This is a genomic window from Candidatus Accumulibacter phosphatis, from assembly GCF_012939955.1.
Classification (GTDB): domain Bacteria; phylum Pseudomonadota; class Gammaproteobacteria; order Burkholderiales; family Rhodocyclaceae; genus Accumulibacter; species Accumulibacter delftensis.
Map to the genome: position 1 here is coordinate 84,634 of NZ_SPMY01000006.1, position 25,379 is coordinate 110,012.

Below are 25,379 nucleotides of genomic sequence, written 5' to 3' on the forward strand. Positions count from 1 at the left end.
AAGCTGAAAGACCGGCTCGCCGGCAGCGATCAACAGATCAGCGCTTTCCGAGTCGCTCGGCGTTGCCCTGCACCTGGCGAAGCACAGGCGCCACGCCCTGGCTGGCGACCTCGGCAAGGCTGCCAAAGACCCGCAACCAACCGACGCTGACGTTGATCAAGGTGGCGCACAGATCCGCCTGCCGCTCGCGAAACTCCTCGGGGCCACGACTGCCGAGCAGTGACATACTGTCGCTGCTGCAAGCCAACATCGACTGCCCGGTGTGCGTCCAGAACTGTTTGACGACAGGAAGCATCGCCACGGCCATCGCAGTTGCGGCTTGCAGAGGAATTTCGACCTTCTCGCGAGTCATCCGGGCCACCTCGTCCCAATCTGCCTGCCGCGAAAATGCGCCTGCGCGCAGCAGGCGGCGAGTACGGTAACTGATGACCGCGCTGCTGCCCGTCATCAAGCGGTTGGTCTGCCGCCCCAGCCGGGTCCACTGGAAAACCGGCGCCAGCAGTTGGTCACGGAGCTCCTCTCGATTCATGCCTGTCTCTCCTGAATGCCTGGTCGATATGCGACGGCATATCCCGCTGCGGCGATCGTACGATAGCACACCGGACAACTCGAAGGAATCGCCCGCGGCCTGCCCTTGCTGCAGTTGCCGGGCAGGCAGGACGACGGCCCGGCGCTGGGCAATGGCGATGCAGAGCCGATGGTCGCAGCGCTAGGGAACGAGAAGCGCGTGCCAGCTCAGATCAACACAAGCTCAGCTCAGGCGGAATCAGCCCAGCGGATGGCGGTGAACCACCGTCTCGCCGCGCTCCGGCCCGGTCGAAACAATATCGATCGGCACGTCACAGAGCTCTTCGATGCGCGCCAGATACGCGCGCGCCGCAGCCGGCAACGCTTCCATGGTATTCGCGCCGACCGTCGACCCCGACCAGCCGGGCAGGGTTTCGAGCACCGGCTCGCAAGCCGCGACGTCGTCGGCGCCCATTGGCAGCAGATCGACAGATTTTCCGTCGAGCAGATAACCGGTACAGATCTTCAACTCGGACAAGCCGTCGAGGACATCGAGCTTGGTGATGCACAGACCGGTCACCCCGTTGATCTGGATCGAACGCCGGAGTGCAGCCACGTCGAGCCATCCACAGCGACGCTTGCGTCCGGTGACGGTACCAAATTCGCGGCCTTTCTGCGACATCTGATAGCCCGGCAGGCCTTCCTTCTCGATATCCAGTTCGCTCGGGAAAGGCCCCCCCACCCACGCGCGTGCAATAGGCCTTGGTAATCCCGAGAACGTAATGCAGCATCCCGGGACCGACGCCGGATCCTGCGGCTGCCTGGCCGGCCACGCAGTTCGACGAGGTGACAAACGGATAGGTACCGTGATCGATGTCCAGCAAGGCGCCCTGAGCGCCTTCGAAAAGCAGGTTATGGCCGGCCTTGTTGAGCGCATACAGCGCCGCCGAGACATCAGTCACCAGGGGCTTGATCGCTTCCGCGTCGGCCATCGCCTGCGCCAGAACGGCTTCACCATCGACGGCCTGAGCCCCAAGGTAGCGGGTCAGAACAAAGTTGTGATAGTCCAGGTTCTCGCGCACGCGCTCGGCAAAACGGGCAGGATAGAACAAATCGTAGACCCGCAGGGCACGCCGTGCCACTTTGTCTTCGTAGGCCGGACCGATGCCCTTGCCGGTGGTCCCGATGCGCAGATCGGCACACTTGGCCGCCTCGCGGGCATGATCCAGCGCCGCATGGTAGCCGAGGATGAGCGGACAACCAGGACTGATCTTCAGGCGCGAACGCACATCGATGTCGCCGGACTCGAGCACCTTGATTTCGCTGAGCAGGTGATGAATGTCCAGCACCACACCGTTGCCGATGAAGCAGTCGACCCCTTCGCGAACGATCCCCGAGGGGACCAGATTGAGCTTGTACACCTTTTCGCCGACTACCAGGGTATGGCCTGCGTTGTGCCCGCCCTGGAAACGAACGACCCCCTTCGCACGATCGGTGAGCCAGTCGACGATCTTGCCCTTGCCCTCGTCGCCCCATTGGGTGCCCACGACTACGACATTCTTGGCCATGCTTGTTATCCGTCCCTGTTGATTGCCTTGATTACCCATTGCCCATCGTGGTCGACCAGTTGCCGGTCACACAACGGTCCGTCGCTGCTTTTTTCGTCCGGCAGCAGTTCGACGACCACCTCACCCTGCGCGCGCAAAACGGCAATCGCGGCTGCCAGAGCACTGCTGCCAGCGGCGTAAGGCGCCAGCACTGCCCCCCGTCTGTTCGCCGCGCGTGCTCGTCAGCCGCGCCAGCTCGCGCAGGTCCATCGAAAAACCGGTCGCCGGGCGTGCCCGGCCAAAACTCTTGCCAACGCCGTCATAACGCCCGCCGAGCGCGATAGCACTCGGAAAGGCCGCGTGATAGGCCGCGAAGACAACACCATTGTGGTAGCGATAGCCACGCAGATCGCCGAGATCGAAAGACAAGGACAGATCCGGCAGCGCCGCGTGCAGCTCGCGCAAGGCATTCAGGGCCGCCGTGATGGCCGGCAGGGCCGGCAAGACGCTAGCCGCTTCGGCCAGCGTTTCAACGTCGCCGTAGAGGCCGGGCAAAGCCAGCAGTGCCGAGCGCCAGGGCTCAGCAATAGCGCTGCACCGCTCGCGCAAACTCGGCATATCCTTGGCTTGCAGCAACTGCAGCAGAGCCCCCTCAAGTTCGCCATCCAGACCAGCGGCGTCCGCCAGTGCGCCAAACACGCCGACATGGCCGAGGTCTATTCGTGCGGCCGGCACGCCCGCCGCCTGCAAAGCATCGGCCATCAAGCGAATCACTTCGCGATCGGCCGCCAGACCGGCATGCCCGAAGACTTCAGCGCCCACCTGGATGGGTTCGCGGCTCGCGGATAGCGACGCCGGCAGCGTGTGCAGCACGCTGTCGCAATAGCATAGCCGGGTCACCCCCTGGCGATTGAGCAGGTGGGCGTCGATACGGGCGACCTGCGGCGTCATGTCGGCGCGCACGCCAAGCGTGCGTCCCGACAATTGATCGACCAGCTTGAAGGTGCGCAACTTCAAATCCTGCCCGGAACCAGTGAGCAGTGAATCGAGGTGCTCAAGTAGTGGCGGCAGGACCAGCTCGTAGGCATGCACGCGGAAGAGGTCGAGCAACGCGCGCCGCAGCCGTTCAATCTGCGCGGCGTCTGACGGCAGCGCGTCGGCAATATGTTCGGGAAGCAGCCAGTTCATCGGAAAACCATCAACAGGACCAGGCCGATCAGCATCGACGTCAGGCCAACAAAACGGATTTGCCCGTCTGAACAACGGATCAGGCGGCGAAAGGTCTCACGCCAGGCATTCGGTGCCACGAACGGCACCAGGCCTTCAAGCACCAGCATGAGGGCAAGCGCAAGCAGCAGATTGTCGGTCATTTGGCGGTGTTGTCACCACCTCGGCCGATGCTCTTCATGTACTTGAAGAAATCTGAACTCGGCTCGACAACGATCACGTCGCTCTTGCCGTTGAAGCTGTTGCGATAGGCTTCCAGGCTACGATAGAAGGCGTAGAACTCCGGATTCCGCTGAAACGCTTGCGCATAGGTTGCCGCCGCCGTGGCGTCACCCTCACCCTTCAATTTCTGAGCGTCGCGATAGGCTTCGGCGACGATCACCTCGCGTTGCTTGTCAGCGTCTGCGCGAATTTTCTCGGCCTCGGCAGCACCCTGCGAACGCAACTCGTTGGCCACTCGCTTGCGCTCGGCATCCATCCGCCGGTAGACCGATTCGCTGACATCGCTTGGCAGCTCGACCCGCTTGACGCGCACATCGACAATCTGCACACCGATCTTGCGCGCATCAAGGTCGGCTTTCTCGCGCATCAATTCCATCAGCTGATCGCGCTCACCGGAAACGACGTCATGCACGGTTCGTTTGCCGAATTCCTCGCGCAGGCCGGCATTGACCGTTTGCGACAGCCGTGTCTTGGCACGCGACTCGTCACCGGCAACCGAGACGTAGTACAGCTTGGGATCGATGATCCGCCATTTGGTGAAGGAATCCACCAGAACGTTGGTCTTTTCGGAGGTAATGAAACGCTCGGGTTCGGCAGCGTCCAGGGTGAGAATGCGCTTGTCAAAATAGCGCACGTTCTGGATCAGCGGCCACTTGAAATACAGGCCCGGCTCGTCGATGACACTGCGCACTTCACCAAGCTGGAAAACGATCGCGTGCTGGCGCTGATCAACGGTGAAAATCGTCGCCCCGAGCACAACCAGCGCGCTCACCACGAGAGCCGCAAAAACATTCATGCCCGTTCTCATTAGCGGACCCCCCGGTCACGCTGACGCAGGGTTTCGCGCGAACGTCCTTCGCTCATTTGCGGTGGCACCTCGTTGGATATTGGCGCTGACGAACGAGCGACACCAGGCGCCTCCAGGCTGCTGCCCGGACCACCAGGCGCCGCCGCGACCGCGCCGGCGGCCTGGATCAGCTTGTCGAGCGGCAGATAGAGCAGATTGCCCTGCCCCTTGCTATCGACCAGGACCTTGCTGGTGTTCGCATAGACTTCCTGCATGGTGTCCAGATACATGCGGCTGCGGGTCACTTCGGGCGCCTTGGCGTACTCGGCATAAATCTGCGTGAAGCGGCTCGCATCACCCTCGGCCGTCGCGATGACACGCTGCTTGTAACCTTCGGACTCCTCGAACAGGCGCGAGGCCGTACCACGAGCTCTCGGGATGACGTCATTGGCGTAGGCCTGGCCCTCGTTTTTCTGCCGGGCACGGTCCTGCGAGGCCTTCACCGCATCATCGAACGCCGCCTGAACCTGCTCCGGCGGTTGCGCGTTCTGCATGGTGACCTTCGAAATCAGGATCCCCGTCTTGTAGCGATCAAGAATGTCCTGCATCAGCTGCGAAGCTGTCACTGCTACCTGCTCGCGACCTTCGTAAAGGACGAAGTCCATCTTGTTCTTGCCGACGATCTGGCGAATGGCGGTCTCTGCCACCTGCATCACCGCTTCGTCCGGATTTCTGTTGGCAAACACGTAGTCAACGGGGTCCTTGAGAATGTATTGCACGGCAAACTGAATGTTGATGATGTTTTCATCGTCAGTCAGCATCAGGGCCTCTTTGAGGACCTTGTTCCTTTCGGTGCCGCGATAACCGACTTCGAGCGTCCGCACGCCGGCGATGTTGACCAATTCATGCGACTGGATCGGATACGGCAGGCGCCACCTCAGACCCGGCTCAGAGCTCTCCTTGTAACGACCAAACTGGAGCACCAAACCGCGCTGCCCGGCGTCGACAATGTAGAAGCCACTGCCCAGCCAGACGATGAGCACCAGGACCAGGAGCAAGCCAATGCCGCCGCCAAGGAACTTTGGGCTGAACTGTACCGGCGGACGATCGCCACCATCGCCGCCGCGGTCCCCACCGCCGCGCTTCTTGTCGAACATTCCCGACAAACGACGATTGAGATCACGCCACAACTGATCGAGATCAGGCGGCCCCTGATTGGGACGCCGCCCACCGCCATCGTTATCATCGTTGCCGCGATTTCCCCACTGCGGATCATTCAGCGACATAAGTACTCCAAGGCTTGAAATCATGCGGAACCATCTGAATCGAAAACCATATCCATATCCTGTAAAGCAGCGTCGCCGGACACCCGCTGAGGCAGGTTTCGGGTCTTGGCGAGAGCGATTTCTGCCAAGGCTTCGCGCAGCAGCGACAGACCGTCGCCGCAACGAGCGCTGACGCGAACCCGCAGGAGTGTACCATATTCATCCCGTTCGACCGTCGGCGGCAGGCCGGTCAGATCGAGCTTGTTGAGTACCATCAGTTGCGGGACCTCGGCGGCGCCGATCTCGGCAAGCACCTTGTTGACATCGCCCACCTGTTCATCACGCGCCGGACTCGCCGAATCGACCACGTGCAGCAACAGATCGGCCTCGGCTGTCGCTTCTAGCGTAGCGTGAAAAGCAGCCACCAGCGAGTGCGGCAGATCGCGGATGAAGCCGACGGTGTCGGAAAGCACGATATGGCCAACCTCGGCCAGCCACAGCTTGCGCGTCGTCGTATCCAGCGTCGCGAAAAGCTGGTCGGCAGCAAAAACGCCAGCGTGGGTGAGCGCATTGAACAGCGTCGATTTGCCGGCGTTGGTATAGCCGACCAGGGACACGTTCAGCAACTCGCCTCGCCCGCGCGCCTTGCGCTGCACGCCACGCTGACGTTCGAGCTTGACCAGCCGTTCCTTGAGCGACTTGACCCGCAGACCGAGCAGGCGACGGTCGGTTTCCAGCTGCGTTTCGCCTGGACCGCGCAGACCTATACCGCCTTTCTGCCGCTCCAGGTGCGTCCAGCCACGAACCAGCCGCGTCGACAGGTGTTCGAGCTGTGCCAGTTCGACCTGCAATTTGCCTTCGGCGCTCTTTGCCCGCTGCGCGAAGATGTCAAGAATCAGGCTGGTCCGATCGATGACGCGACACTGCAGGGCCTGCTCGAGATTGCGCTCCTGACCAGCGCTCAATTCGTGATTGAAGATTACCAGGTCGGCCTCGTGCGCCAGCACTTCGGCAGCCACTTCCTGGACCTTGCCCTTACCGGCATAAGTCGCCGCATCCGGGCTGTGGCGACGACCATGCACCACCGCACTGATCGATGCGCCCGCAGAAAGTGTCAGCAGACGAACCTCTTCAAGTTGCTCGGACAGGTCGTCGCGGCCGAAATCGAGCTGGACGATGACCGCCCGTTCCTCGCCTGAGGGACGCTCATGCATGCAATTGTTCCAGGAGAATTGGCTCCGACCTGAAAAGATCGGAGCAGGTCAAAAATCGGAAAAGCGGAGCCGGGGCGCGACCTGACGCCCACGTGACCAGAAGCTGATCAATCAGCCGTCGCCGTTGGCATCCTGCTGGATGGTAATCGGACGCGAAGGAACGACCGTCGAAATAGCGTGTTTGTATACCATCTGGGTAACCGTGTTCTTGAGCAGGACGACGTACTGGTCGAAGGATTCGACCTGACCCTGCAGCTTGATACCATTCACCAGGTAGATCGAAACGGGAACCCGTTCCCGCCGCAAGGTATTAAGAAACGGGTCTTGTAGAAGTTGCCCTTTATTATTCATCCTGCGAACTCCATGTTTATTCGTGTTTTGGAGAGGCCAGCATAATTGATTTCAGTGTCGTTTGCCATATCAAGGTCAAAGGGGAATCGACACCCGCTACCTCTGGAGCCCAGTGGCCACCGTTCCGGCGACGATGCTGCGATTTGGGCCAGCGGCTATAGTAGTCTTGCAAAGGCATGCGCCACGTCGTTTTCCGACACGGCCGCTACCTGCCACGAAGCGGCCGCTTGGCGCACACCGGCAAGGTCTTTCATCACGCAAAGGAGGAACAGATGCAGCCAGGGTCATCGGGCGACCTCGATTGGGGAGCCATCGCGCTGCTGGCGCTCATCGTCACAGGCCTGGTGTGGGGCCTGCGCTTCTTTTTTCGGCAAAACCGCAAGGACCTCGAAAGCCTGCAGGAAACGCTGCAGGCCGAAAACGAGGATGACCCGAAGTAGCTCGTCAGGGCTGGCGCGCCCGCATGACCACGTCACCTGCTCGCACCGTCTCGCGCCCGCCCTTGCCTTCTCCTGCCCCGCTACGGCGAATCGCCATGCGAGCGTCCGCCATACCGGCGGCAACGTCACCGCCCCGTGGAAACACTCCGCATGATCGGCGCCATCACCCTGCTCCTGGTTTTTCAGCTGATCGGCGAAGTCATTGCCAAGACGCTGGCTTTGCCGATTCCGGGCCCGGTCATCGGCATGGCCCTGCTCTTCGCCGCCCTCGTCGCGCGCGGCGGCCCCTCCAGCGAACTGCGCGGTACCGCACAGGGGCTCCTGCAACACCTTTCGCTGCTTTTCGTTCCCGCCGGCACCGGCATCATGCTGCACTTCCAGCGCATGTCCGAGGAGTGGCTGGCGCTGGCCCTTTCACTGCTCGGCAGCACCCTGATCACCATCGCCGTCACCGCCCTGACCCTGCGTTTCCTGGCCCGGCGCCGCGATCACCGGAGCGACACGCCGTGAACACCCGCTTGGACGAGATCTGGGTATACCTCTCCGCCTCGCCGCTGCTCGGCCTCACCCTGACGCTGCTCGCCTACCAGGGCGCGGTCTATGTAAACAAGCGCTGCCATGGCCATCCGCTGGCCAACCCGGTGTTGCTGGCAGTCGCCACACTGGTCAGCCTGCTCTGGCTCACCGATACGCCGTACGGCACTTACTTCGACGGCGCGCAGTTCGTGCATTTCCTGCTCGGCCCGGCGACCGTCGCCCTGGCCATTCCGCTCTACGCCCAGCTCGACCGCCTGAAGCGCCTGGCCATCCCGCTCCTCGGCGCCCTGCTCGTCGGCTCGCTGACCGCCGCGCTCTCGGCAGTGGCCATCGGCGGCGTAGTTGGTGCCAGCAAGGCGACCCTGCTGTCGCTGGCTCCGAAATCGGTCACCACCCCGATTGCCATGGGCATCGCCGAACGCATCGGCGGCCTGCCGTCGCTAACCGCCGTCCTGGTGATCACCACCGGCGTCATCGGCGCCATCGGCGCGCGCTACATCTACCGCGCCCTGCACATCGACGACGACAGCGTGCGCGGCTTCGCCCTCGGTATCGCCGCGCACGGCATCGGTACCGCCCGCGCCTTCCAGGACAGCGAACAAATGGGCGCCTTCGCCGCCCTGGCGATGGGCCTCAACGGCCTGACCACCGCCCTGCTGCTGCCGGTGCTGATTCCGTGGCTGCTGGGGTAGGGGCGCGGCAACCCGTGCGATAGCAGCGGTGGCCGAGCAACCTCCACCCACCCACCCAATCGCCCGATGAATCGGGCGAAAGCCGGCTGCGCGCTGCACCGCTTTTCAGCAAACGCAAACCCCGCATGCGCGTGGATGAGCAACGTCAATGGCCGCTTGGCCGCAGGATGGCTCAATGGCGCTGGTCAGCCAGAAACTGACGGTGTCGTCTCAAGTCATATTGGCACAGGGTGGGGAAACATCGCTAACACAGCGCCCCCCGCCGGTCACCAGTCTCGCAGCGGTACCCTGCCGAACGACGAGCGCTTCGCCTGATCGGGCAATCAACTCAGGTCGATTTAGGCTTGCTCGTTTTCCCTTTGTTACCGGCAGGCTTGCTCTTTTCCCCAGCCTGCTCCAGCCACAGGAGCGTATCCGCATAGGCGACAAAGCGGTTGAGGTAATCCGGAGACAACTCCCGCAGAGTCGCCAGGGAGCGTATCACCAGGGCCTGTGGATTCAGGGGACCTGGGGCTTCGGGGCCTTCGCTGATGGCCCGCTTTACCCGCTTGTCGGAACCGTGTTTCTCGAGGAGTTCCCGGAACTGTCGCGCAGAAGTCGACTCCCCTGCCCGGTGACTGCTGCCGCGGCCGCCAGAACGTTTGGGGCGCAACTTGCTCGACGCCACCACCGCAGTGCTGGATCGTGGCTGCGATTTGGCCAGCAAGGAGGACTGCAGCACCGCCTCTTCCTGTCGCTGCAACAGGTCGACAAAAGACACCTCCTTGTCTTCCTCAGCCGAGCCAAACGAATTCAGGCCAATCTGCCTTGTCAAGCTGGCCAGAGTACTCACCGCTGCGGCACCCTCCTCCCGACCGCCTTCTCTTTTCAGCTTGAGCGCAAGTCGCTGCACCGCGCCGATCTTGCCCGCCGCCAACAAGGAACGAAGCATTTCAGCCGACTCGGGGAATTGCGCGGCGATACCGGCGGCAATGGGCGCGATACCCTCTCGTGCGCTCGCGAAGTCATCCTGGTAGTCAAACAGTGCAATGAGCGCCTTCCTTTCCAGGATCAGGCGAACTGATTCTCTTTGCTTCGCAGCTTTCGCGCCCATCGATTCGATGACCCTGAAGCGAACCGGATCGAACTGATCGGCGCCGGTTCGCGCCAGATCAGCAATCACCTGCCTGACATCGGCAGCGCCCATTTCCGGCAAGACCATCGGTATCGCAGCCTTCAGGCTGGCAGAATCAGCATCAGCGCCCCTATCCATCATCCGACGACTGCGCTTCGTTTCCTTGATTCTTGGCCCGCGGCACGGGCGCCATCTCGACGCGACGATTCTGCGAGCGGCCCTTCTCGTCCTGATTGGAAACGACCGGTTGCTGCGCACCAAACGCGGCGGCGAAGACCATCGCTGGCGGCATGCCGTCTTCGATCAATGCCCGGGTCACGGTGAGTGCTCGTTCCGCCGACAACTGCCAGTTGTCACTGTAGCGATTGTTGCCGTGCTGAATCGGCAGGTCGTCGGTAAACCCGCTGACCATCAATAGTTGGTCTCTTTGGTCCAGATAGACCTTGAGCGGTCCCACCAGAGTGCGCAGCAACTCGCGCCCTTCTGGCTGCAACTCGTCGGAATTCAGCGAAAACAGGACGCTGCCGCTGATACCGATGCGACCGTCACGCAGGGTCACCCTGCCCGCTGCCAGCGGATCGGCCAGTGCTTGTTCAAGCGCCATTCGCCGCTGCTCCTCCACCTGGCGCTTCTCGACTTCCCGTTCCAGTGACTGCGCAAGCTCCAGCTGAAATCCAAGCGCCCACACCAGAAGCAGGACGAAGACGCCGACCAGTGCCGACATGAGGTCCCCGAAAATCGCCCAGATGGGCGTCGCCTCGGAAAAGCCATCTTCCAGCTCTTCCATCAGCCGACCTCTTCCCGCACGGTCTCGGAAGTGCGCTTCCCAGGACGCCGAAGCTGACGCAATTCCTCGAAAATCTCCTTCTGGGAAAGTATGCTGTGATCGATGATCTCCCGGGCCTGGGCCACGTAGTAGGCCAGTTGCTCATCGCTGCGGATCGTCGCTTTCTCCAGCGATTGCTCGATGTGATCAAGGCTTTCGACGAGCTTGCCATTGGATTCATTGAACAGACCGACGGCCAGAGTGAAGGCTTCGCCGAGACTCGACATTTCTATCGCGCTCCCGGCAAAATCATCGGCAATCTGTGCCGCTTTACCCGCCAGATTGTCGGCGATTCCGGAGAGCTTCGACGCTTCCGACTCCACCTGCCCGGAAAAACGCGAGCCCACATCCTCCAGCAGAGTGGCGGAGGAGGTGAGCAAGGACTCGACCGCTTCTCGCTGCCCCTTGGTGACCTCTTGCAGTGAGGTCGCCAGGCTGCCAAGTTCGCTCATGATCCGCTGCCGCTCGGCAAGCAGAGCGTTGTCCCGTTCCATGTTGTTCGACATCTCGCGGCGAAGATGGGCAATCACTTCGGCGGCAGCGCGCGGGGTTTCGGAAGCTGTCTGAATGAGCCGGGTCATGGGTTCTTCGAGTGAGTTCCCCAGGCTCGCCAATTGTGCCGCCACCGTCGACTCCAGGCCGGCAAGACTGGCAACAGCGGCCTGGCCGCGTCGTTCTTCGTCGTTTCTCAGCGCCTGCAGCTCCGCCTTCAGGGTCGCCGTCAGCTGATTCATGCGCTCGCCATGCCCCTGCAACCATGAGGCTTCGGCATTGATCCGGGTCTCGACCAAGACCTCGGAGGATTGCAGGAGAGTGCTCACTTCAGCGAGCATGCCGCTGGAAGTCGCACGGGCAGTATCCGCCATTGCACGGGCCGTCTGCTGCAGTGAGTCCGACAGCGCCTGGTGTTGAGTGCGCGAGCGCTCGCCCGCCTGTTCGAAGGAACGGGTCCAAAGCTCAAGTCGCTCCCCGTCGGCCAGCTGCTGGCGTTCTGCCCAACCAGCCGAGCGCCTATCGAAGGATTCCAGGAGCGAGCTGGTCAGGCCTTCAAGTTGCTGTTCGGCGGTGGTGGTCAGGTGCTGATGCGTTCTTCGCGTTTCAGCGCCGATGCTGGTGATCAGGCCTTCGATCAGTGGTCTGATGTTCTCGCCGAGCAGCCGTCCACTCTCGATCGCCTGGCGACCGCTCTCGACGACACTTTCCCTGAGGGATCGATCGACCGAGCTGGCGAGCTCGGAATAGCTGCTGCTTGCGGATTGGTGAAAGCGCTCCTGGTTGGCAATCAACTTGTCCCCCAGCTGTTCACCCATGCGCTCCATTGCCGCCGCCAGGAGATGCAGTTTTTCCACCACGTCGGGAAGCGCCTTGGCTTGCGCCTGCACCGCCTTGAAGGCCTGTTGCCGACTGTAGACCAGAGAAAACTCCCGGAAGGTCGTGGCGACCTGGCCATCCAGCTGCCGGGTGGCTGACATTCGGTCGCGTCGGCTGATGGTGGCACTCAAGCCGAGCATGGCGGACGCCGCCACGCCGGCCACGGAGGTGCCGAAAGCGAGCCCGAGACCTTTGATGGGCGCAGCCAGACCGGCGCGAATGGCCTGCAACTCATTCGTTCCTTCGAGCGCAAAAACCGCTCCCTGCAGGGTGGCGACCATGCCAAGGAAGGTTCCGAACAGGCCCAGCATGACCAACAGACCGACCAGATAGGGGGTGATCACGGGCGCGGGCAGCCCCAAACGCTCGCCTTCGATACGCAGCCGCACCGAGTTCTGCAACGACGGATGCAGTCTGGCCAGCCATCGCTCAAGAAAATCAGCGCCCACTTCCTGCGTCGTCCCGGACAATCCCGACAGCGCATTCGAGAGCGTCGACGTCGCTTGCCGGAACTGCAGAATTTCGATAAAGCCGATGCTATAGACGCCGCCAATCACCACGGTCACGGCCAGGCCCAATGGATCGGAAGTGATAAACGTCAGCCCCATCGCAGCAATCGCCGCGGCTCCCAACAAAAATGCTGTCGCAAAAAGCAATCTACTTATCAAGCGCTCTCACCCTCTTCCTTAAGTGCTTCCATGAGTCCAAGAACCGGCTGCAGGCGAGCTTCAAGCTCCGCCAGCAGCGACCCTTGCATTTCACCCGCAAATTGCGCAAGCCAGCCTCCCGGTTGACTCCACAACTGTCGATCATCGTCGGTCTCCCGGTCGACAATCGTCTCCTGATGGCGCTGGTAGAGATCCTCAAAGCGCTTTCCAAGCAGCCGTGGAACTTCCGCAAACAGGTTCTGGGCAGGCGCAGAAAGGGCCTCATCAAGCCCTGTATCGAGGACGACCAGCCTGGCGAGCCTCGCTGAACGACCCGAGACAGTAAGGCGGACATCGGCCCTGAGCTTGTTGATTCTGAGAGCAATCTCCCGTTGCTGATTCACATAGAACATCTGGTAGCGCTTGTAGCTCGCCATCTCTTCGGCCGGCGTACTCGCTGTCACCCTCGGAAAGCTTAGCCACGAGGCGCCCGCACCGGGAGTAAAGCTATCGACGATGGTTTCCACGAGGGTCGTGCGAACTCTGAGAAAATCGGCCATTACCGACTCACTGGACACCGCCACACCTGCCTCTGGCATGGGCTCGGAGGTCATCGTCGAAAGCCTGGCGTGCACCATTGACAGGGCAATGGAATCAGGCAGAGCGATTAGTCGCCCGAGTCGTTCAGCAAAGTCCTTATGCGAAACCTCGCCATCGGCAACAGCTAGATCAGACAGGAAGCGAACTAATCTAGGGCCTTGCAACGGTTTTGGTGACCGCGCTTGAGTCATAAAATGGCGTCGGCCAGATCGCTACGGCCGAAATCGCTTAAAAACTCCAGAAAACTCATTGCTTTAAACCTGAAAGAAGAGCTTGGCTAGCTGTGGTTCATGCAGGTAAAAGTGCAAGCGCTAGAAACTTCTGCATCATTTCCCTGCTCGGCAGAGGACATGACGCCTGTCGGAAAGAACAGGGATTTCGACGGCGGCAAGAGTATATGAGGCCCCGGCAAACGGCGTCAATCTCGAACTTTGGCCCAGCACAAGCCACGCCAGTCGGGGTGATAGCAAACAGCCCGGAATCGCGTCAGTGACTTCGTCGAGCGGAGCTCTTCACCGCCCCGTCTTCGTCAACACTTGCGGGTGGCGCATAGTACTGCAGAACTGCCGCCGGCAAGCAGCACGCCAGATCCTTCCCGGGCGGGACGCAGGCACACCTGTTCCGCCCGTTCCGGGGTGATGCCGAGACACGGACTTTGCATCAGGCAAGCAGCGCGAAGCGAAAAGCGAATGACAGAACAAGATACAATACGCTGCCCTGCCCCCCTTGCGTCGCTTGCCGATCTGACCGGCGATCCGCTGCCTCACCGCTGATCTGATGACCCACTTCCCACAAGCCCGCCTACGCCAGGCAGGCAACTCGCGAGTAGCGTGCCGATGCTGAGTCGTTTGCTCGTCGCCCTGCTATGGCTGCTGCACTTTCTGCCACTCGCGGCCCTGGCCTTCCTCGGCCGGACGCTTGGCCTGGTGCTCTTCGGCCTTGCCGGCAGGCGCCGGCACATCGTGCTGGTGAATCTGCGCCTGTGTTTCCCGGAACTCGACGAAGAGCAACGGCGGCGCCTGGCGAAGGAACATTTCAAGGTCCTCGGCCGCAGCATCCTCGAACGTTCGCTACTGTGGTGGGCAAGTGCGCAGCGCTTGTCGCCGCTGCTGCGGGTAAGCGGCGAAGAGCACATGCGCCAGCTGCTCGACGCCGGTCGGCCGGTGCTGATGCTGACGCCGCACTTCGTCGGGCTGGACGCGGGCGGTGCAGCCATCGCCATGCGCTTCAACAGCGCGAGCATCTACGCCGTGCAGTCCGACCCGGTTTTCGACGCTCTCCTGCACCGCGGGCGCCTGCGCTTTGGCGATCAACTGCTGCTCTCGCGCCAGGAAAGCGTGCGCGCCAGCGTCCGGGCGATGAAATCGGGCCGGCCGCTCTACTACCTGCCGGATATGGATTTCGGCAGCAAGGAGTCGATCTTCGTGCCTTTTTTTGGGGTCCAGACGGCGACCATCAGCGGCCTGTCGCGGCTGGCACGCCTGGCCGGCGCCACCGTCGTTCCCTGCGTGACGCGTATTCTGCCCGGCGGCGCCGGCTACGCAGTCGAGGTGGGCGAGCCGTGGGCGAACTTTCCGAGCGCCGACGTCGATGCCGATACCCGCCGCATGAACGCCTGGATCGAAGCCGCCGTACGGACCATGCCCGAGCAGTACTACTGGGTCCATCGCCGCTTCAAGACCCGCCCGCCGGGTGAGCCGCGCCCCTACTGACCTGTGCGCGGCGGCGGCAAGCCGGCGCCGTGCAAGCCCACGCCTGCGCACGCCATCTGACGACCAGACAGCAGCCAAGTGCGGCAAGCAGCACAGCGACGCAACCTGGCTTCCGGTAGAATCGCGCCTTACCTCCTTCCACCCTGCCGGCCATGGAATACCTCACTTACTTCATCGATATCGTCCTGCACCTCGACAAGCATCTGGCGATGCTGGTTGAGCAATACGGGCAGTGGATCTACGTCATTCTCTTCGTAATCATCTTCAGCGAGACCGGTTTCGTCGTCACGCCCTTCCTGCCCGGGGACTCGCTGCTTTTCGTTGCCGGCGCCCTGGCTGCGGTCGGTGGCATGGACATTTCCATCTTGATGGTCGTGCTGATGGCCGCGGCGATCCTCGGTAATATGCTCAACTACCAGATTGGCCGCTATTTCGGCCCCAAGGTCTTCCACTGGGAACAATCGCGATTCTTCAACCGGGCGGCCCTCGACAAGACGCACGCCTTCTACGAGAAGCACGGCGGCAAGACGCTGGTCATCTCGCGTTTCCTGCCACTGTTTCGCACTTTCGCGCCCTTTGTCGCCGGAATTGGCGCCATGAGCTACGCGCGCTTCACTTTCTTCAACCTCGTCGGCGGAGTCAGCTGGGTCGGTTCACTGACCCTGGCCGGCTACCTGTTCGGCAATCTGCCGTGGATTCAGAAGAATCTGACGCTGGTGATCCTGGTGATTATCGCCATTTCGCTGCTACCACTGCTCATCGGCTGGCTGCAACACCGCAAGGCCGAAGCCCAGCCCAAGGCCTCCTAAGAATGCCGCCCCACTTCCTTGACCAAGCGCGTCGCCTTGCGCAACGAGCACTACGAGAAGCGCGAGTGAACCGCCTGCGCCGCCGCACTTGCCAGCTGCCTGCCAGCGGGAGCGGGAGCGCCTGCCCATGATCTCGGTCGTCATCCTGATTTCCGGACGCGGCAGCAATATGGCGTCGCTACTTGCCGCAGTCGACGCCGGAACACTGCCGGTACGTATCGCCGCCGTCCTCGCCAACCGCCCCGACGCGGGGGGGCTCGAAACGGCGGCCGCGCGTGGCGTGCCGACCGGCGTCGTTGACCACCGGCAGTTCGCCAGCCGCGAAGACTTCGATACCGCCATGGCCGCGGCCATCGACGCTTTCGCGCCCGAACTGGTGGTCCTGGCCGGCTTCATGCGGATTCTTGGCGAAGCCTTTGTCCGCCACTACGACGGTCGACTGATCAATATCCATCCTTCGCTGTTGCCGACCTTTCCCGGTCTGCACACGCACCGACGCGCGCTCAGCGAAGGTGTCCGCATCCACGGCTGCACCGTACATTTCGTCACCCCTGACCTGGACCACGGCCCGATCATTGTCCAGGCCGCTGTGCCGGTACTCGACGGCGACGACGAAGACACCCTCGCCGCGCGCGTTCTGGCGCACGAGCATCAGGTCTATGCACTGGCGGTGCGCTGGTTTGCCGAAGGGCGTCTGCGTGTGCACGCCGGCCGCGTCGTCCTCGACTCACCGCAGAGTAAGTGCGGCGCACTGATCGCGCCGCAGACTTTCGCGGGGTGAAGCGGCTAAGCGATGCCGATGGCCCTGCTCATCGCCATCGCGGCCTCGCTCGGCGTGCATGCCTTGTTGCTCTTCACTCCGGAGTTTGATTTGCCGCCTTTCCCTGAGCCACCGCCGCTACGCGCCGAGCTCAAACCAGCAGCAGCGATAGAAACGCCGCTCGAGCCGCCGCCGAAAGCCGCCCTGACCGCCGCCAGCAAACGACCGGCAAAGCACCGCCAGGCGCGCGCCGCACCGCCGCCAGCACCAGCGCCGGTGTTGAAGGCGCACGAGTCGCCGCTGGCCGTCGCGGAGCCGGCAATTGGCAGACCAACGGGCACGTCAATGCCACCAGGCACCGAGCCGGCCGCGACAGCGATTGGCCCGCTCGCACTGGCGACGCCTTCGGCAGCAGTCGAGGGCATGCCTGACGCATCCCGGCTGCCGGCACGCGGGACGATTCGCTACCGCGTCGACCGCGGCGATCAAGGCTTCATGATCGGCCAGTCGACGCACGACTGGGTGGTCGTCGACGGCGTCTACCGGATTACCGCGGTGACCGAGACCAATGGTCTGGTGGCGCTGTTCAAGCCCTTTCGAATCGAACTCGAAAGCCGCGGCACGGTGACCGCTGCCGGGCTGGTTCCCGAGCAATTCAGCAGCCGCCGCAAGGGCCGCGCGACCGGCGAACAGGCCGAGTTCGACTGGCAGCAGATGCAGGTTCGCGTCGGCCAACGGCCGCCGCAAGCACTGAGCAGTGGCGCCCAGGATCTGCTCTCCTTTCCTTACCAGCTGGGACTCCTTCCCGATCTGGCTAGCGGCACCCTGATGCACGTGGCCACCGGCAAGAAATACGAGCAGTACCAGTTCGAGGTCGTCGGTGACGAGGACGTCGAGACCCCGGCCGGAAGCTTCCGCTCGCTGCACCTGCGGGTAGGCGGCGTTTCGCCGACCGAGCTGTGGCTGGCCTACGATCGTTCGCTGCTGCCGGTGAAGATCCTGCATACCGACCACAAAGGCGCCATTTTCGTCGAAATCGCGACGTCCATCGAATTGAGCGAGGAACCATGAGCGCACATCCTGCCGTAGCCCGAGTTAGTCCGGGCCGCATAACAGCAGCCCGTTTCACACCGGCCATCTTCCATCATGCCCAGAAGTTGCTCGCCGAACTGCTGCGCTCGGAGTTTGCCGCCGATCGCGTGGTTGCCGACTATTTCCGCCAGCATCGCGAACTCGGCCACGCCGACCGCAGTTTCGTCGCTGACGCGGTGTTCACCGTGCTGCGCCGCAAACGTTCCCTGTCCGCGCGCTGCGCCGGCGAGCTGACCTCACGGCGCTTGTTGCTCGCCGCGCTGGCCTGCCTGCAAGGCATGAACCGGCGCGAACTCGAAGCGGTGCTGAACGAGGCCGAGAGTCACTGGCTGGCACACGCGAAAGCCGTGCAAGTCAGCGAGCTGCCAGCGGCCGTACGCCTGGATCTGCCCGACTGGCTGCATGCGCTGCTCAGCGAACAATTCGCCGCCGACGAAATCGAGCCACTGGTCGCCGGACTCAATCAGCCGGCGCCCCTGGATCTGCGCGTCAATGCCCTCAAAAGCGGACGCGAGGAAGTCCTCGAACGACTACGCACCGACGGGCTGAGCGCCGAAGCGTGCCGCTATTCACCGCATGGCATCCGCCTGGCCGGCAAGCCGGCGCTGTCACAACACCCCTTGTTCGTCGACGGCAGTATCGAAATCCAGGACGAAGGCAGTCAGCTGCTTGGCTTCCTGCTGCAACCCAAACGTGGCGAAATGGTCGCCGACTTCTGTGCCGGAGCGGGTGGCAAGACTTTGCTGCTCGGCGCCCTGATGCGCTCGCAGGGAAGGCTCTACGCCTTCGATGTTGCCGAACACAGGCTGGCCCGCCTGAAGCCCCGCCTGGCTCGCTCGGGACTATCGAACGTCCATCCGGTCCGCATCGAATCCGAGCGCGACATCAAGATCAAGCGTCTGGCAGGAAAGCTTGATCGCGTGCTGGTCGACGCGCCCTGCTCCGGCCTCGGCACGCTGCGCCGCAACCCCTACCTGAAGTGGCGGCAGACGCCGGCAAGCGTCGCCGAACTGAGCGCCAGGCAGGCGGCCATTCTATCCGCCGCCGCCAGCCTGGTGAAAACCGGCGGGCGACTGGTCTACGCGACTTGCAGCCTCCTCGAACAGGAGAACGAGGCCATCGTGCGCACATTTCTGGAGCAGCACCCCGAGTTTGTCCTCTGCTCGGCCCAGGAGATCCTCGCCAAGCAGGACATTGCCATCGACTGCGGCGAGCAGCTACGCCTGCTGCCGCACCGCCACGGTACCGATGCCTTCTATGCCGCGGCAATGGAACGGCGAGTGAGTGAGTGAGTGGTAAACCGGGCGCGCAAAAAAATCCCGCAGCTTGAACAGTGCGGGATGAAAAGCCCATCTTCAGATGATGGGCGGCAGGGAGGTGTCTAGGGTTGCAGCTTTCGTATCAACCCGCTGCAGAGCGAATCGCTGATGATCAGCCTGGCCGGCGCGTGCAGCAGCAGGGGACGTCGACCACCAAGCATTCAACGACGTTTGCGACGCCTGCACTGCCAGCAACGTGCGCAGTACCAGACCGCAGTACCTCCGGCGGAGATCAGCAAGGCCTTGAGCAGTTCCATTTCGCCAGCGCTGAGCACATCCCAGGCGACGATCCCGACGAAGATACCGACGCCTTCGGCAATCGGGACAGAGACGGGAGGAACAGCCAAAGCGATCAATTACCGGCTGGCGCGTGCTGCTGCGTCTCGCTGCAAGCGGCCGCATAAACAACCTCATCAATGCCCACGTGGCACGCGCAAGCGGCTTCGCAAGCGAAGAAATGCTGACGCGTCGCGGCGAAGAACTGCGCGTAGCTGAGCTTGAATTCGTTCATTTGGCCTTCCTTTTTCGTAATCCAGGAACAGCCGCCGATGATAGGGATGCGCAGCCGACTCGTCTGCAGGCATTGCGTCAGCTTTCAGTGACGTTTTGTGACAGCGGCCAGGCAAGGGTGAAGCGGGCGCCGCCAAGCGGCGACTCCGCGGCGCTGGCCTGGCCGTGGTGTTGCTCCATGACCAACTGCACGATGGCCAGCCCGAGACCATAACCGCCCGTCGACCGATCACGCGATCGGTCGAGGCGTGTGAAGGGCGAGAAGACCCTTTCGCGCTCGTCCGCCGGGATGCCGATGCCGTCGTCGTCGACATGCACCAGGATTTGCTCGCCGAGCACCTGTGCGCTGACCCGGATTTTCCCTTGCGCATACTTCATGGCGTTGCGCAGCAGATTTGAAATCGCGTGCGGCATCGTCCGGCGATCGAGCTCGACGTAGAGCATCGACGGCAAAGTCGCGGTATCGACCTGCAGGTCGAGCTTTCCTTCCAGCAAGCGGCTGCTCTCCACCTGCTCGTCAAGCCATGTCCCCAAGTCAACGGCGGTGAGCTGCAGATCGGGTTGTTCACGGCCGAAACGCGCATAGGTCAGACTGGCGTCGATCAGGCCGTCGAGTTCATCGAGGTCCGCTTCCATCAAGCGCCACAGGCGCTCGCGATCGGCCGGCACTTCGGAGCCTGCCAGCATCTCGAGGGCGAAGCGGATGCGCGCGATGGGCGTGCGCAACTCGTGCGAAATGGCACTCGACAAGTCTTTCTGCGTGGCAATCAGCCGCTGGATGCGTTCGGCCATGCCGTTGAGGGTCTCGGCGAGCGGCCCGAAAGCGCTGCTGCGCATCGTTGGCGCACGTGCTTCGAAAAGCCCCTCGCCCAGAGCCCGTGCGGTCTGGCGCATGGCTTCCAGGTCGCGCCAAACGGGGTGCACCCAGAGCCAGACGACAATCGCCAGACAGACGCCAATCAGGCTCCAGGTCAGCAGACTGATGCGCAGGTCGAGCGGCATGCCGCGGTGGTACTGGGGATTGCGGTCCGGCGAGATCGGACCGACGACGAGGACCTGTGAGCTCTGCTTGAGTCGATGATAGAGGATGTCGCCCTGAGCATCGATCGCCAACTCGCCGTTGTCGAGCTTCTCGGCCTGTTTCGGCGGCAGATGCAACGTCCAGCGCTCGACGATATCGAGCCGATAGGCAAACTTCTGGTCAAGCGCAGCGATCGCCTGCGGCCATTTTGAACGCGGTTTGCGGAACAGTTCGTCTTCGATCAGAACAATGGTGCCCTGCATGAAGCGGCTGGTGTAATCGTCGGTAATGCCCTTCACCGCTGTCGAAATGACAAAATCAGCGAAGATGGCAATGGCCACGAACGAACCCATCACCAGCAGGTAGAAGTTGAAGAACAGCCGCGCCAGGCTGTAGCGCTCGCGCCAGGGCGCCGGCGTGTACGGCGCGAGGATCGACAGCAGTTTGCTGCTATTGCCAATCATGCTTGCTGAACAGGTAGCCTTTGCCGCGGACGGTCTTGATCCGTGTCGGGTTCTCGGGGTCGTCGCCGAGCTTGCGGCGCAGGCGCGAAATACGCGCGTCGATGGAACGGTCAAGGCCGTCAAAACCGATGCCACGCAGTTCCTGCAACAAATCGTCGCGAGACAGAACGCTGCCGGCGTGGCGGGCAAGCAACCACAGCAGATCGAACTCGGCGGTGGTCAGGTCGATGCAGTCCGCCCCCAAACAGGCGGTGCGTGTTGCCTGGCTGATATGAAAGCTGCCAAAAGTGAGTTCGGCGGGTCTGCGCGCGTCGGCGCCGCCAGCGCTGACCGGCGAACGGCGCAACAGCGCCTTGATCCTGGCCAGCAACAGACGCGGCTGCACCGGCTTGGCGATGTAGTCGTCGGCTCCCAGTTCCAGGCCAAGGATCTGGTCGAAATCCTCATCACGTGCGGTCAGCATCAGGATCACCCCCTGGTAACGCGCCCGCACGGCACGACAGATCTCGAAGCCGTCCTTGCCCGGCAACATGACGTCGAGAATCACCAGATCCGGGCGCTCGGCGAGGATGCGTGCCTCGGCAGAGTTGCCATGTCCCTCGACAAGCACTTCGAGATCATTCTTGCGCAGGTACTCGGCAGTGAGTTCGGCGAGGCGCTCATCGTCCTCGACCAACAGGATTCGTGTCTTCATGGCGCAATGATAGCGGGTTGTTGGTGGCGAACAAATGCATGCTGGCGATCAACGCCGAAACAGCCGACAGACAGCGGCCATCCATGGCCGGAACAGGGCGCCTTCCGGCATGCGTGCGCCCGTTTTGCTCAGCGCACTTATTGCCTTACAATCGCAGGTTCGTGATTTTGAGGGTGTTCAATGTACGCTGGAATCGTCGACTGGCCTTGGTGGGCCTACGTGCTGGCAACGCTGGCCTTGACCCACGTCACCATTGCCTCGGTAACCATCTTCCTGCACCGCCATCAAGCGCATCGCGCGCTCGACCTGCATCCGCTGGTGGCGCATTTCTTCCGTTGCTGGCTGTGGCTGACGACGGGGATGGTAACCAAGGAGTGGGCGGCTATCCATCGCAAGCACCATGGCAAATGCGAAACCGCCGAGGATCCGCACAGTCCCCAGGTGTACGGCATCCATCGGGTCCTGTGGACGGGGGTGTTTCTGTACGTCAAGGAGGCCAGAAATACCGAGACCCTGCAACGTTACGGTCATGGAACACCCAACGACTGGCTCGAGAATCACCTCTACTCACCGTGGCACAAACTCGGCGTGGTGATCTTGCTGGCCATCGACACCGCCGTCTTCGGCGTTCTTGCCGGACCACTGATGTGGGCCGTGCAAGTGGCCTGGATTCCCTTCTGGGCGGCCGGCGTGATCAATGGCCTCGGCCATTTCTGGGGCTATCGGAATTTCAGCACCGAAGACGCCAGCACCAATCTCTCGCCACTGGGCATCCTGATCGGTGGTGAGGAACTGCACAACAATCATCACGCTTTCCCGACCTCGGCCAAGCTGTCGTATCGCTGGTACGAATTCGACATCGGCTGGCTCTATATCAGCATTCTTGCGGCGCTTGGCCTGGCCCAGGTCAAGAAAGTGGCACCGAGACCTCGGCTGGGAACGCTGCGGCCGGTGGTCGACCTCGACACCTTGCAGGCGGTAATCACCAACCGTTATGACGTCATCTCACGCTACACCCAGTCACTGAAGCAGGTCTACCACGAGGAAGTTAGCAAGCGCCAGGACCGCAGTCGTTTCAAGGGCCTCAAGCCCTGGCTGGCCGAACATGCCGGCGACGTCCCGCAGGAATTGCGCGCGCGGCTGGAATTGCTGCGCGGCGAGAGCCGTGCGCTGCACACGCTCTACGCCATGCGCGAGGAGTTGGTGGCGGTCTGGGAGCGTTCGAATGCTTCGCGCGAGCATCTGCTCAAGGCGCTGCAGGACTGGTGCGAACGCGCCGAAAACTCGGGGGTCCGCCAGTTGCAGGAACTGTCGATGCGTCTGCGCAGCTACGTTCCGGCCTAACGGTCATGACATGTCGAGATACCGCGGATCATGAAAGTCATGACCGTTTCCCTCTTCCCCAGACCCTTCTCCCGCAGTGGAGAAGGGAGTTTCGTGAGTCGCTTGCGCGACTTTCACATTAACCCAACAAGCCCGATGCGTCTCTCGCTGCGGGCCTGTTTCGGCCTATTAGCCCTGTTTGCGGTCGGGCTGACCGGCGCCGGGCTGCTCATCGGCGAACTGATGAAACTACAGCCCTGCCCCTTGTGCATCTTTCAGCGTCTGCTCTATCTGCTGATCGCCTGCCTTGCCCTGTGCGGCGTGCTCCTTCCCGGCTGGTGGCGCGCCTGGGGAGTGCTGGTCGGCTTGACCGCTAGCGGCGGACTGGGCACCGCCGCCTATCAGACCTGGCTGCAGCAGAATCCAGAAAGCAGCATGGCCTGCGGGTTTGGCGAGCCGACCGTGATCGAGCAGATCGTCAACTGGTTCGGCGTGCGCTGGCCCGACCTCTTCCTGGCCACCGGCTTCTGCTCGAGCAAGGACTGGGTTTTTCTCGGCCTGTCGATGGCCAACTGGTCGATCGTCTGCTTCCTTGCTGTCATGGTCGCTGCCGCGCAACTGGTCAGCAAGGGCCAACGGCCCTGAGGGCCGCGCCGCTCGTTCAGGAGCGGCCGGTGCTGCCGAAACCGCCTTCGCCGCGCGAACTGGCGGCAAAATCCTCGACGACGTTGAACGCCACCCGCAAGACCGGGACAACCACCAGTTGCGCCAGGCGCTCGAGCGGTTGCAGGGTGAAGGCTTCGCTGCCGCGGTTCCAGGTCGACACCATCAGCTCGCCTTGATAGTCGGAATCGATCAGGCCAACCAGATTGCCAAGGACTATCCCGTGTTTGTGACCAAGCCCCGAACGCGGCAGGATCATCGCCGCCAGACCGGGATCGGCAAGATGAATGGCCATGCCGGTCGGAATCAGCACCGTTTCGCCCGGCTTGATTTCTATCGGGGCGGCGATACAGGCGCGCAGATCCAGTCCGGCCGCGCCGCCGCTGGCGTATTGCGGCGGCGCATCGCCCAGCCGCGGGTCGAGCAGTTTGACGTCCACCGACAGCTCGCCTGTGCCGTTCATCACCTCTTCTCCAACAACTGCGCGATGCGTGCCACGAGTTGCCGCGCGAGGTCAATCTTTGCTGCTGGGGCGAGCGGATGCTGGCCGTCGTCGTCAAACAGGATCAGCGTGTTGCGGTCGCCAGCAAAGCCGTCCTGGATGAGGTTGCCGACGATCAACGGGATCTTCTTGCTGCGCCGCTTGCTTTCCGCGTACGCGGGCAGATTCTCACTTTCGGCGGCAAAACCCACGCACAGAGGCGGCGAAAGCAAGGCAGCGATTTCGCCGAGAATGTCCGGATTGGCGACCAGCTCGATGGTCGGCGGCGAGGCCTGCAGGCGCTTCTTGATTTTCTGCCCGACGACCTGTGCCGGCCGGTAGTCGGCGACGGCCGCCACGGCGATGAAAACGTCGTTCTCGGCAACCAGCGCGTGCACCGCCGCGTGCATCTGCAAGGCGCTGGTCACGGAAACGCGCCTGACTCCCGCCGGACAAGCGAGAGCGACGGGCCCGGAAACCAGCGTCACCTGCGCCCCCGCCTCGTGCGCTGCGCGGCTGATGGCATAGCCCATCTTGCCGCTCGACAGGTTGGTGATGCCGCGCACCGGGTCGATGGCCTCGAAAGTCGGCCCGGCGGTGAGCAGTACGCGCTTGCCGGCCAGCAGCTTCGGTTGCAAGTAGGCGACCAGCGCGTCGCGGATTTCTTCCGCTTCCAGCATTCGCCCCGGACCGCTTTCGCCACAGGCCTGGTCGCCACTGCCCGGACCAACGATGAGCACGCCGTCGCCGTGCAGGGTGGCGACGTTGCGCACGGTGGCCGGGTTTTCCCACATTTGCCGGTTCATGGCCGGCGCCACCAGCAAGGGGCAGTCGCGCGCCAGCACCAGAGTGGTGAGCAAATCGTCGGCCAGACCATTGGCCAGCTTGGCGAGAAAATCGGCTGATGCGGGAGCAACCAGGAGCAGGTCGGCTGCCCGCGAGAGGTCGATGTGCGCCATGTTGTTGGCCACCCGCGCATCCCATTGGTCAGTAAAGACCGGCTGGCCGGACAGCGCCTGAAAAGTGACCGGGGTGACGAAATGCGTCGCCGCCTCACTCATCACTACCTGCACGCTGGCGCCCTCCTTTATCAGCAGGCGGAGCAATTCTGCCGCCTTGTAGGCGGCGATGCCGCCAGTGACGCCGAGGACGATGCGTTTTCCTGCGAGTTCCATGCGCTGTGC

26 protein-coding genes and 2 pseudogenes are annotated in these 25,379 nt (G+C 62.5%); 10 read left to right on the plus strand and 18 right to left on the minus strand.

The window, feature by feature from the left end; all coding sequences use genetic code 11:
• Nucleotides 1-37 precede the first annotated feature (37 nt).
• The 8 genes and pseudogenes from E4Q23_RS02355 to hfq form a co-directional block, all read right to left on the minus strand.
• Nucleotides 38-529 carry a hypothetical protein gene (locus E4Q23_RS02355; protein ID WP_169065136.1) on the minus strand — a complete coding sequence of 164 codons (492 nt, stop codon included), beginning with the start codon at nt 527-529 and terminating at the stop codon, nt 38-40.
• Nucleotides 530-766: 237 nt separating this feature from the next.
• Nucleotides 767-2,075 (minus strand): annotated as a pseudogene (locus E4Q23_RS02360) (adenylosuccinate synthase).
• Between the two features lie 5 nt (nt 2,076-2,080).
• A pseudogene (locus E4Q23_RS02365) lies at nt 2,081-3,242 on the minus strand (ATP phosphoribosyltransferase regulatory subunit).
• Nucleotides 3,239-3,424: a DUF2065 domain-containing protein gene (locus E4Q23_RS02370; protein WP_042330770.1), complete on the minus strand. Its 186-nt coding sequence runs from the start codon at nt 3,422-3,424 to the stop codon at nt 3,239-3,241. Before E4Q23_RS02370 ends, E4Q23_RS02365 begins: the two are co-directional and overlap by 4 nt.
• The gene (gene hflC / locus E4Q23_RS02375; protein WP_423753296.1) at nt 3,421-4,299 is read right to left on the minus strand and encodes a protease modulator HflC; all 879 of its coding nucleotides are present in this window, start codon (nt 4,297-4,299) and stop codon (nt 3,421-3,423) included. The genes E4Q23_RS02370 and hflC overlap by 4 nt, the downstream gene beginning before the upstream one ends.
• An 11-nt stretch (nt 4,300-4,310) precedes the next feature.
• Nucleotides 4,311-5,576 (minus strand): FtsH protease activity modulator HflK, encoded by a 1,266-nt coding sequence (hflK, locus tag E4Q23_RS02380; protein ID WP_169065138.1) that lies wholly within the window; start codon nt 5,574-5,576, stop codon nt 4,311-4,313.
• 20 nt (nt 5,577-5,596) lie between these two features.
• Nucleotides 5,597-6,769: a GTPase HflX gene (hflX, locus tag E4Q23_RS02385; protein WP_169065139.1), complete on the minus strand. Its 1,173-nt coding sequence runs from the start codon at nt 6,767-6,769 to the stop codon at nt 5,597-5,599.
• 111 nt (nt 6,770-6,880) lie between these two features.
• Nucleotides 6,881-7,120, minus strand: coding sequence for an RNA chaperone Hfq (hfq, locus tag E4Q23_RS02390; RefSeq protein WP_169065140.1), 240 nt, complete (start codon nt 7,118-7,120; stop codon nt 6,881-6,883).
• Nucleotides 7,121-7,296: 176 nt separating this feature from the next.
• Here hfq and E4Q23_RS02395 point away from each other — a divergent pair, with 176 nt between their 5' ends.
• The 3 genes from E4Q23_RS02395 to E4Q23_RS02405 all read left to right on the plus strand — a co-directional run bounded on the left by E4Q23_RS02395 (nt 7,297) and on the right by E4Q23_RS02405 (nt 8,789).
• Nucleotides 7,297-7,560, plus strand: coding sequence for a hypothetical protein (locus E4Q23_RS02395; protein ID WP_169065141.1), 264 nt, complete (start codon nt 7,297-7,299; stop codon nt 7,558-7,560).
• 150 nt (nt 7,561-7,710) lie between these two features.
• On the plus strand, nt 7,711-8,070 hold the full coding sequence (locus E4Q23_RS02400) for a CidA/LrgA family protein (RefSeq protein WP_169065142.1): 360 nt from the start codon (nt 7,711-7,713) through the stop codon (nt 8,068-8,070).
• Complete coding sequence (locus E4Q23_RS02405; protein WP_169065143.1) at nt 8,067-8,789, plus strand: LrgB family protein; 723 nt, start codon at nt 8,067-8,069, stop codon at nt 8,787-8,789. Before E4Q23_RS02400 ends, E4Q23_RS02405 begins: the two co-directional genes overlap by 4 nt.
• A gap of 328 nt (nt 8,790-9,117) precedes the next feature.
• On the opposite strand, the gene E4Q23_RS02410 is transcribed toward E4Q23_RS02405, so the two are convergent.
• From E4Q23_RS02410 to E4Q23_RS02425, 4 genes are read right to left on the minus strand one after another with little or no spacing between them, the layout of a single operon-like run.
• A complete protein-coding gene (locus E4Q23_RS02410; RefSeq protein ID WP_169065144.1) occupies nt 9,118-9,990 on the minus strand; it encodes a DUF2894 domain-containing protein in 873 nt (290 codons plus the stop codon).
• A 43-nt stretch (nt 9,991-10,033) separates the two neighbouring features.
• A complete protein-coding gene (locus E4Q23_RS02415; RefSeq protein ID WP_169065145.1) occupies nt 10,034-10,690 on the minus strand; it encodes an OmpA family protein in 657 nt (218 codons plus the stop codon).
• Nucleotides 10,690-12,708 carry a hypothetical protein gene (locus E4Q23_RS02420; protein WP_211203603.1) on the minus strand — a complete coding sequence of 673 codons (2,019 nt, stop codon included), beginning with the start codon at nt 12,706-12,708 and terminating at the stop codon, nt 10,690-10,692. The genes E4Q23_RS02415 and E4Q23_RS02420 overlap by 1 nt, the downstream gene beginning before the upstream one ends.
• Nucleotides 12,709-12,764: 56 nt before the next feature.
• Nucleotides 12,765-13,538, minus strand: coding sequence for a DUF3348 domain-containing protein (locus E4Q23_RS02425; RefSeq protein WP_169065146.1), 774 nt, complete (start codon nt 13,536-13,538; stop codon nt 12,765-12,767).
• A 648-nt stretch (nt 13,539-14,186) separates the two neighbouring features.
• Here E4Q23_RS02425 and E4Q23_RS02430 point away from each other — a divergent pair.
• The 5 genes from E4Q23_RS02430 to E4Q23_RS02450 all read left to right on the plus strand — a co-directional run bounded on the left by E4Q23_RS02430 (nt 14,187) and on the right by E4Q23_RS02450 (nt 19,012).
• Nucleotides 14,187-15,059, plus strand: coding sequence for a lysophospholipid acyltransferase family protein (locus E4Q23_RS02430; protein ID WP_169065183.1), 873 nt, complete (start codon nt 14,187-14,189; stop codon nt 15,057-15,059).
• 152 nt (nt 15,060-15,211) lie between these two features.
• The gene (locus E4Q23_RS02435; RefSeq protein WP_169065147.1) at nt 15,212-15,868 is read left to right on the plus strand and encodes a DedA family protein; all 657 of its coding nucleotides are present in this window, start codon (nt 15,212-15,214) and stop codon (nt 15,866-15,868) included.
• Nucleotides 15,869-15,995: 127 nt separating this feature from the next.
• The gene (purN, locus tag E4Q23_RS02440; RefSeq protein WP_169065148.1) at nt 15,996-16,649 is read left to right on the plus strand and encodes a phosphoribosylglycinamide formyltransferase; all 654 of its coding nucleotides are present in this window, start codon (nt 15,996-15,998) and stop codon (nt 16,647-16,649) included.
• 18 nt (nt 16,650-16,667) lie between these two features.
• Complete coding sequence (locus tag E4Q23_RS02445) at nt 16,668-17,699, plus strand: DUF3108 domain-containing protein (RefSeq protein ID WP_169065149.1); 1,032 nt, start codon at nt 16,668-16,670, stop codon at nt 17,697-17,699.
• On the plus strand, nt 17,696-19,012 hold the full coding sequence (locus tag E4Q23_RS02450) for an RsmB/NOP family class I SAM-dependent RNA methyltransferase (RefSeq protein WP_169065150.1): 1,317 nt from the start codon (nt 17,696-17,698) through the stop codon (nt 19,010-19,012). Before E4Q23_RS02445 ends, E4Q23_RS02450 begins: the two co-directional genes overlap by 4 nt.
• A gap of 188 nt (nt 19,013-19,200) precedes the next feature.
• On the opposite strand, the gene E4Q23_RS02455 is transcribed toward E4Q23_RS02450, so the two are convergent.
• The 4 genes from E4Q23_RS02455 to E4Q23_RS02470 all read right to left on the minus strand — a co-directional run bounded on the left by E4Q23_RS02455 (nt 19,201) and on the right by E4Q23_RS02470 (nt 21,728).
• Nucleotides 19,201-19,386: a hypothetical protein gene (locus E4Q23_RS02455; RefSeq protein ID WP_169065151.1), complete on the minus strand. Its 186-nt coding sequence runs from the start codon at nt 19,384-19,386 to the stop codon at nt 19,201-19,203.
• A 5-nt stretch (nt 19,387-19,391) separates the two neighbouring features.
• Nucleotides 19,392-19,550 carry a hypothetical protein gene (locus tag E4Q23_RS02460; protein ID WP_169065152.1) on the minus strand — a complete coding sequence of 53 codons (159 nt, stop codon included), beginning with the start codon at nt 19,548-19,550 and terminating at the stop codon, nt 19,392-19,394.
• 77 nt (nt 19,551-19,627) lie between these two features.
• Entirely contained in the window at nt 19,628-21,034 is a 1,407-nt protein-coding gene (locus E4Q23_RS02465; RefSeq protein ID WP_169065153.1) for an ATP-binding protein, read from the minus strand.
• Nucleotides 21,021-21,728 (minus strand): winged helix-turn-helix domain-containing protein, encoded by a 708-nt coding sequence (locus E4Q23_RS02470; RefSeq protein WP_169065154.1) that lies wholly within the window; start codon nt 21,726-21,728, stop codon nt 21,021-21,023. Before E4Q23_RS02470 ends, E4Q23_RS02465 begins: the two co-directional genes overlap by 14 nt.
• A 180-nt stretch (nt 21,729-21,908) precedes the next feature.
• Here E4Q23_RS02470 and E4Q23_RS02475 point away from each other — a divergent pair, with 180 nt between their 5' ends.
• Together E4Q23_RS02475 and E4Q23_RS02480 are read left to right on the plus strand one after the other, a co-directional pair.
• Nucleotides 21,909-23,072, plus strand: coding sequence for a DesA family fatty acid desaturase (locus tag E4Q23_RS02475; protein WP_169065155.1), 1,164 nt, complete (start codon nt 21,909-21,911; stop codon nt 23,070-23,072).
• 93 nt (nt 23,073-23,165) lie between these two features.
• Nucleotides 23,166-23,696: a disulfide bond formation protein B gene (locus tag E4Q23_RS02480; protein ID WP_291997939.1), complete on the plus strand. Its 531-nt coding sequence runs from the start codon at nt 23,166-23,168 to the stop codon at nt 23,694-23,696.
• A 16-nt stretch (nt 23,697-23,712) separates the two neighbouring features.
• Here E4Q23_RS02480 and dut read toward each other — a convergent pair whose 3' ends face one another.
• The gene (gene dut, locus E4Q23_RS02485) at nt 23,713-24,177 is read right to left on the minus strand and encodes a dUTP diphosphatase (protein ID WP_169065156.1); all 465 of its coding nucleotides are present in this window, start codon (nt 24,175-24,177) and stop codon (nt 23,713-23,715) included.
• Complete coding sequence (coaBC, locus tag E4Q23_RS02490; RefSeq protein ID WP_169065157.1) at nt 24,177-25,370, minus strand: bifunctional phosphopantothenoylcysteine decarboxylase/phosphopantothenate--cysteine ligase CoaBC; 1,194 nt, start codon at nt 25,368-25,370, stop codon at nt 24,177-24,179. Before coaBC ends, dut begins: the two co-directional genes overlap by 1 nt.
• Nucleotides 25,371-25,379: the final 9 nt, after the last annotated feature.

Bases quoted from the DNA above. Each gene is read 5' to 3' on its own strand.
- E4Q23_RS02460 (WP_169065152.1), bottom strand. From the start codon at position 19,550: ATGAACGAATTCAAGCTCAGCTACGCGCAGTTCTTCGCCGCGACGCGT.
- dut (WP_169065156.1), bottom strand. From the start codon at position 24,177: ATGAACGGCACAGGCGAGCTGTCGGTGGACGTCAAACTGCTCGACCCG.
- E4Q23_RS02400 (WP_169065142.1), top strand. From the start codon at position 7,711: ATGATCGGCGCCATCACCCTGCTCCTGGTTTTTCAGCTGATCGGCGAA.
- hflK (WP_169065138.1), bottom strand. From the start codon at position 5,576: ATGTCGCTGAATGATCCGCAGTGGGGAAATCGCGGCAACGATGATAAC.
- E4Q23_RS02450 (WP_169065150.1), top strand. From the start codon at position 17,696: ATGAGCGCACATCCTGCCGTAGCCCGAGTTAGTCCGGGCCGCATAACA.
- E4Q23_RS02445 (WP_169065149.1), top strand. From the start codon at position 16,668: ATGGCCCTGCTCATCGCCATCGCGGCCTCGCTCGGCGTGCATGCCTTG.
- hflX (WP_169065139.1), bottom strand. From the start codon at position 6,769: ATGCATGAGCGTCCCTCAGGCGAGGAACGGGCGGTCATCGTCCAGCTC.
- E4Q23_RS02395 (WP_169065141.1), top strand. From the start codon at position 7,297: ATGCGCCACGTCGTTTTCCGACACGGCCGCTACCTGCCACGAAGCGGC.
- E4Q23_RS02475 (WP_169065155.1), top strand. From the start codon at position 21,909: ATGTACGCTGGAATCGTCGACTGGCCTTGGTGGGCCTACGTGCTGGCA.
- coaBC (WP_169065157.1), bottom strand. From the start codon at position 25,370: ATGGAACTCGCAGGAAAACGCATCGTCCTCGGCGTCACTGGCGGCATC.
- hflC (WP_423753296.1), bottom strand. From the start codon at position 4,299: ATGAATGTTTTTGCGGCTCTCGTGGTGAGCGCGCTGGTTGTGCTCGGG.
- E4Q23_RS02435 (WP_169065147.1), top strand. From the start codon at position 15,212: ATGGAATACCTCACTTACTTCATCGATATCGTCCTGCACCTCGACAAG.
- E4Q23_RS02415 (WP_169065145.1), bottom strand. From the start codon at position 10,690: ATGGAAGAGCTGGAAGATGGCTTTTCCGAGGCGACGCCCATCTGGGCG.
- E4Q23_RS02370 (WP_042330770.1), bottom strand. From the start codon at position 3,424: ATGACCGACAATCTGCTGCTTGCGCTTGCCCTCATGCTGGTGCTTGAA.
- E4Q23_RS02465 (WP_169065153.1), bottom strand. From the start codon at position 21,034: ATGATTGGCAATAGCAGCAAACTGCTGTCGATCCTCGCGCCGTACACG.
- E4Q23_RS02410 (WP_169065144.1), bottom strand. From the start codon at position 9,990: ATGGTCTTGCCGGAAATGGGCGCTGCCGATGTCAGGCAGGTGATTGCT.
- E4Q23_RS02420 (WP_211203603.1), bottom strand. From the start codon at position 12,708: ATGGGGCTGACGTTTATCACTTCCGATCCATTGGGCCTGGCCGTGACC.
- purN (WP_169065148.1), top strand. From the start codon at position 15,996: ATGATCTCGGTCGTCATCCTGATTTCCGGACGCGGCAGCAATATGGCG.
- E4Q23_RS02425 (WP_169065146.1), bottom strand. From the start codon at position 13,538: ATGACTCAAGCGCGGTCACCAAAACCGTTGCAAGGCCCTAGATTAGTT.
- E4Q23_RS02470 (WP_169065154.1), bottom strand. From the start codon at position 21,728: ATGAAGACACGAATCCTGTTGGTCGAGGACGATGAGCGCCTCGCCGAA.
- hfq (WP_169065140.1), bottom strand. From the start codon at position 7,120: ATGAATAATAAAGGGCAACTTCTACAAGACCCGTTTCTTAATACCTTG.
- E4Q23_RS02355 (WP_169065136.1), bottom strand. From the start codon at position 529: ATGAATCGAGAGGAGCTCCGTGACCAACTGCTGGCGCCGGTTTTCCAG.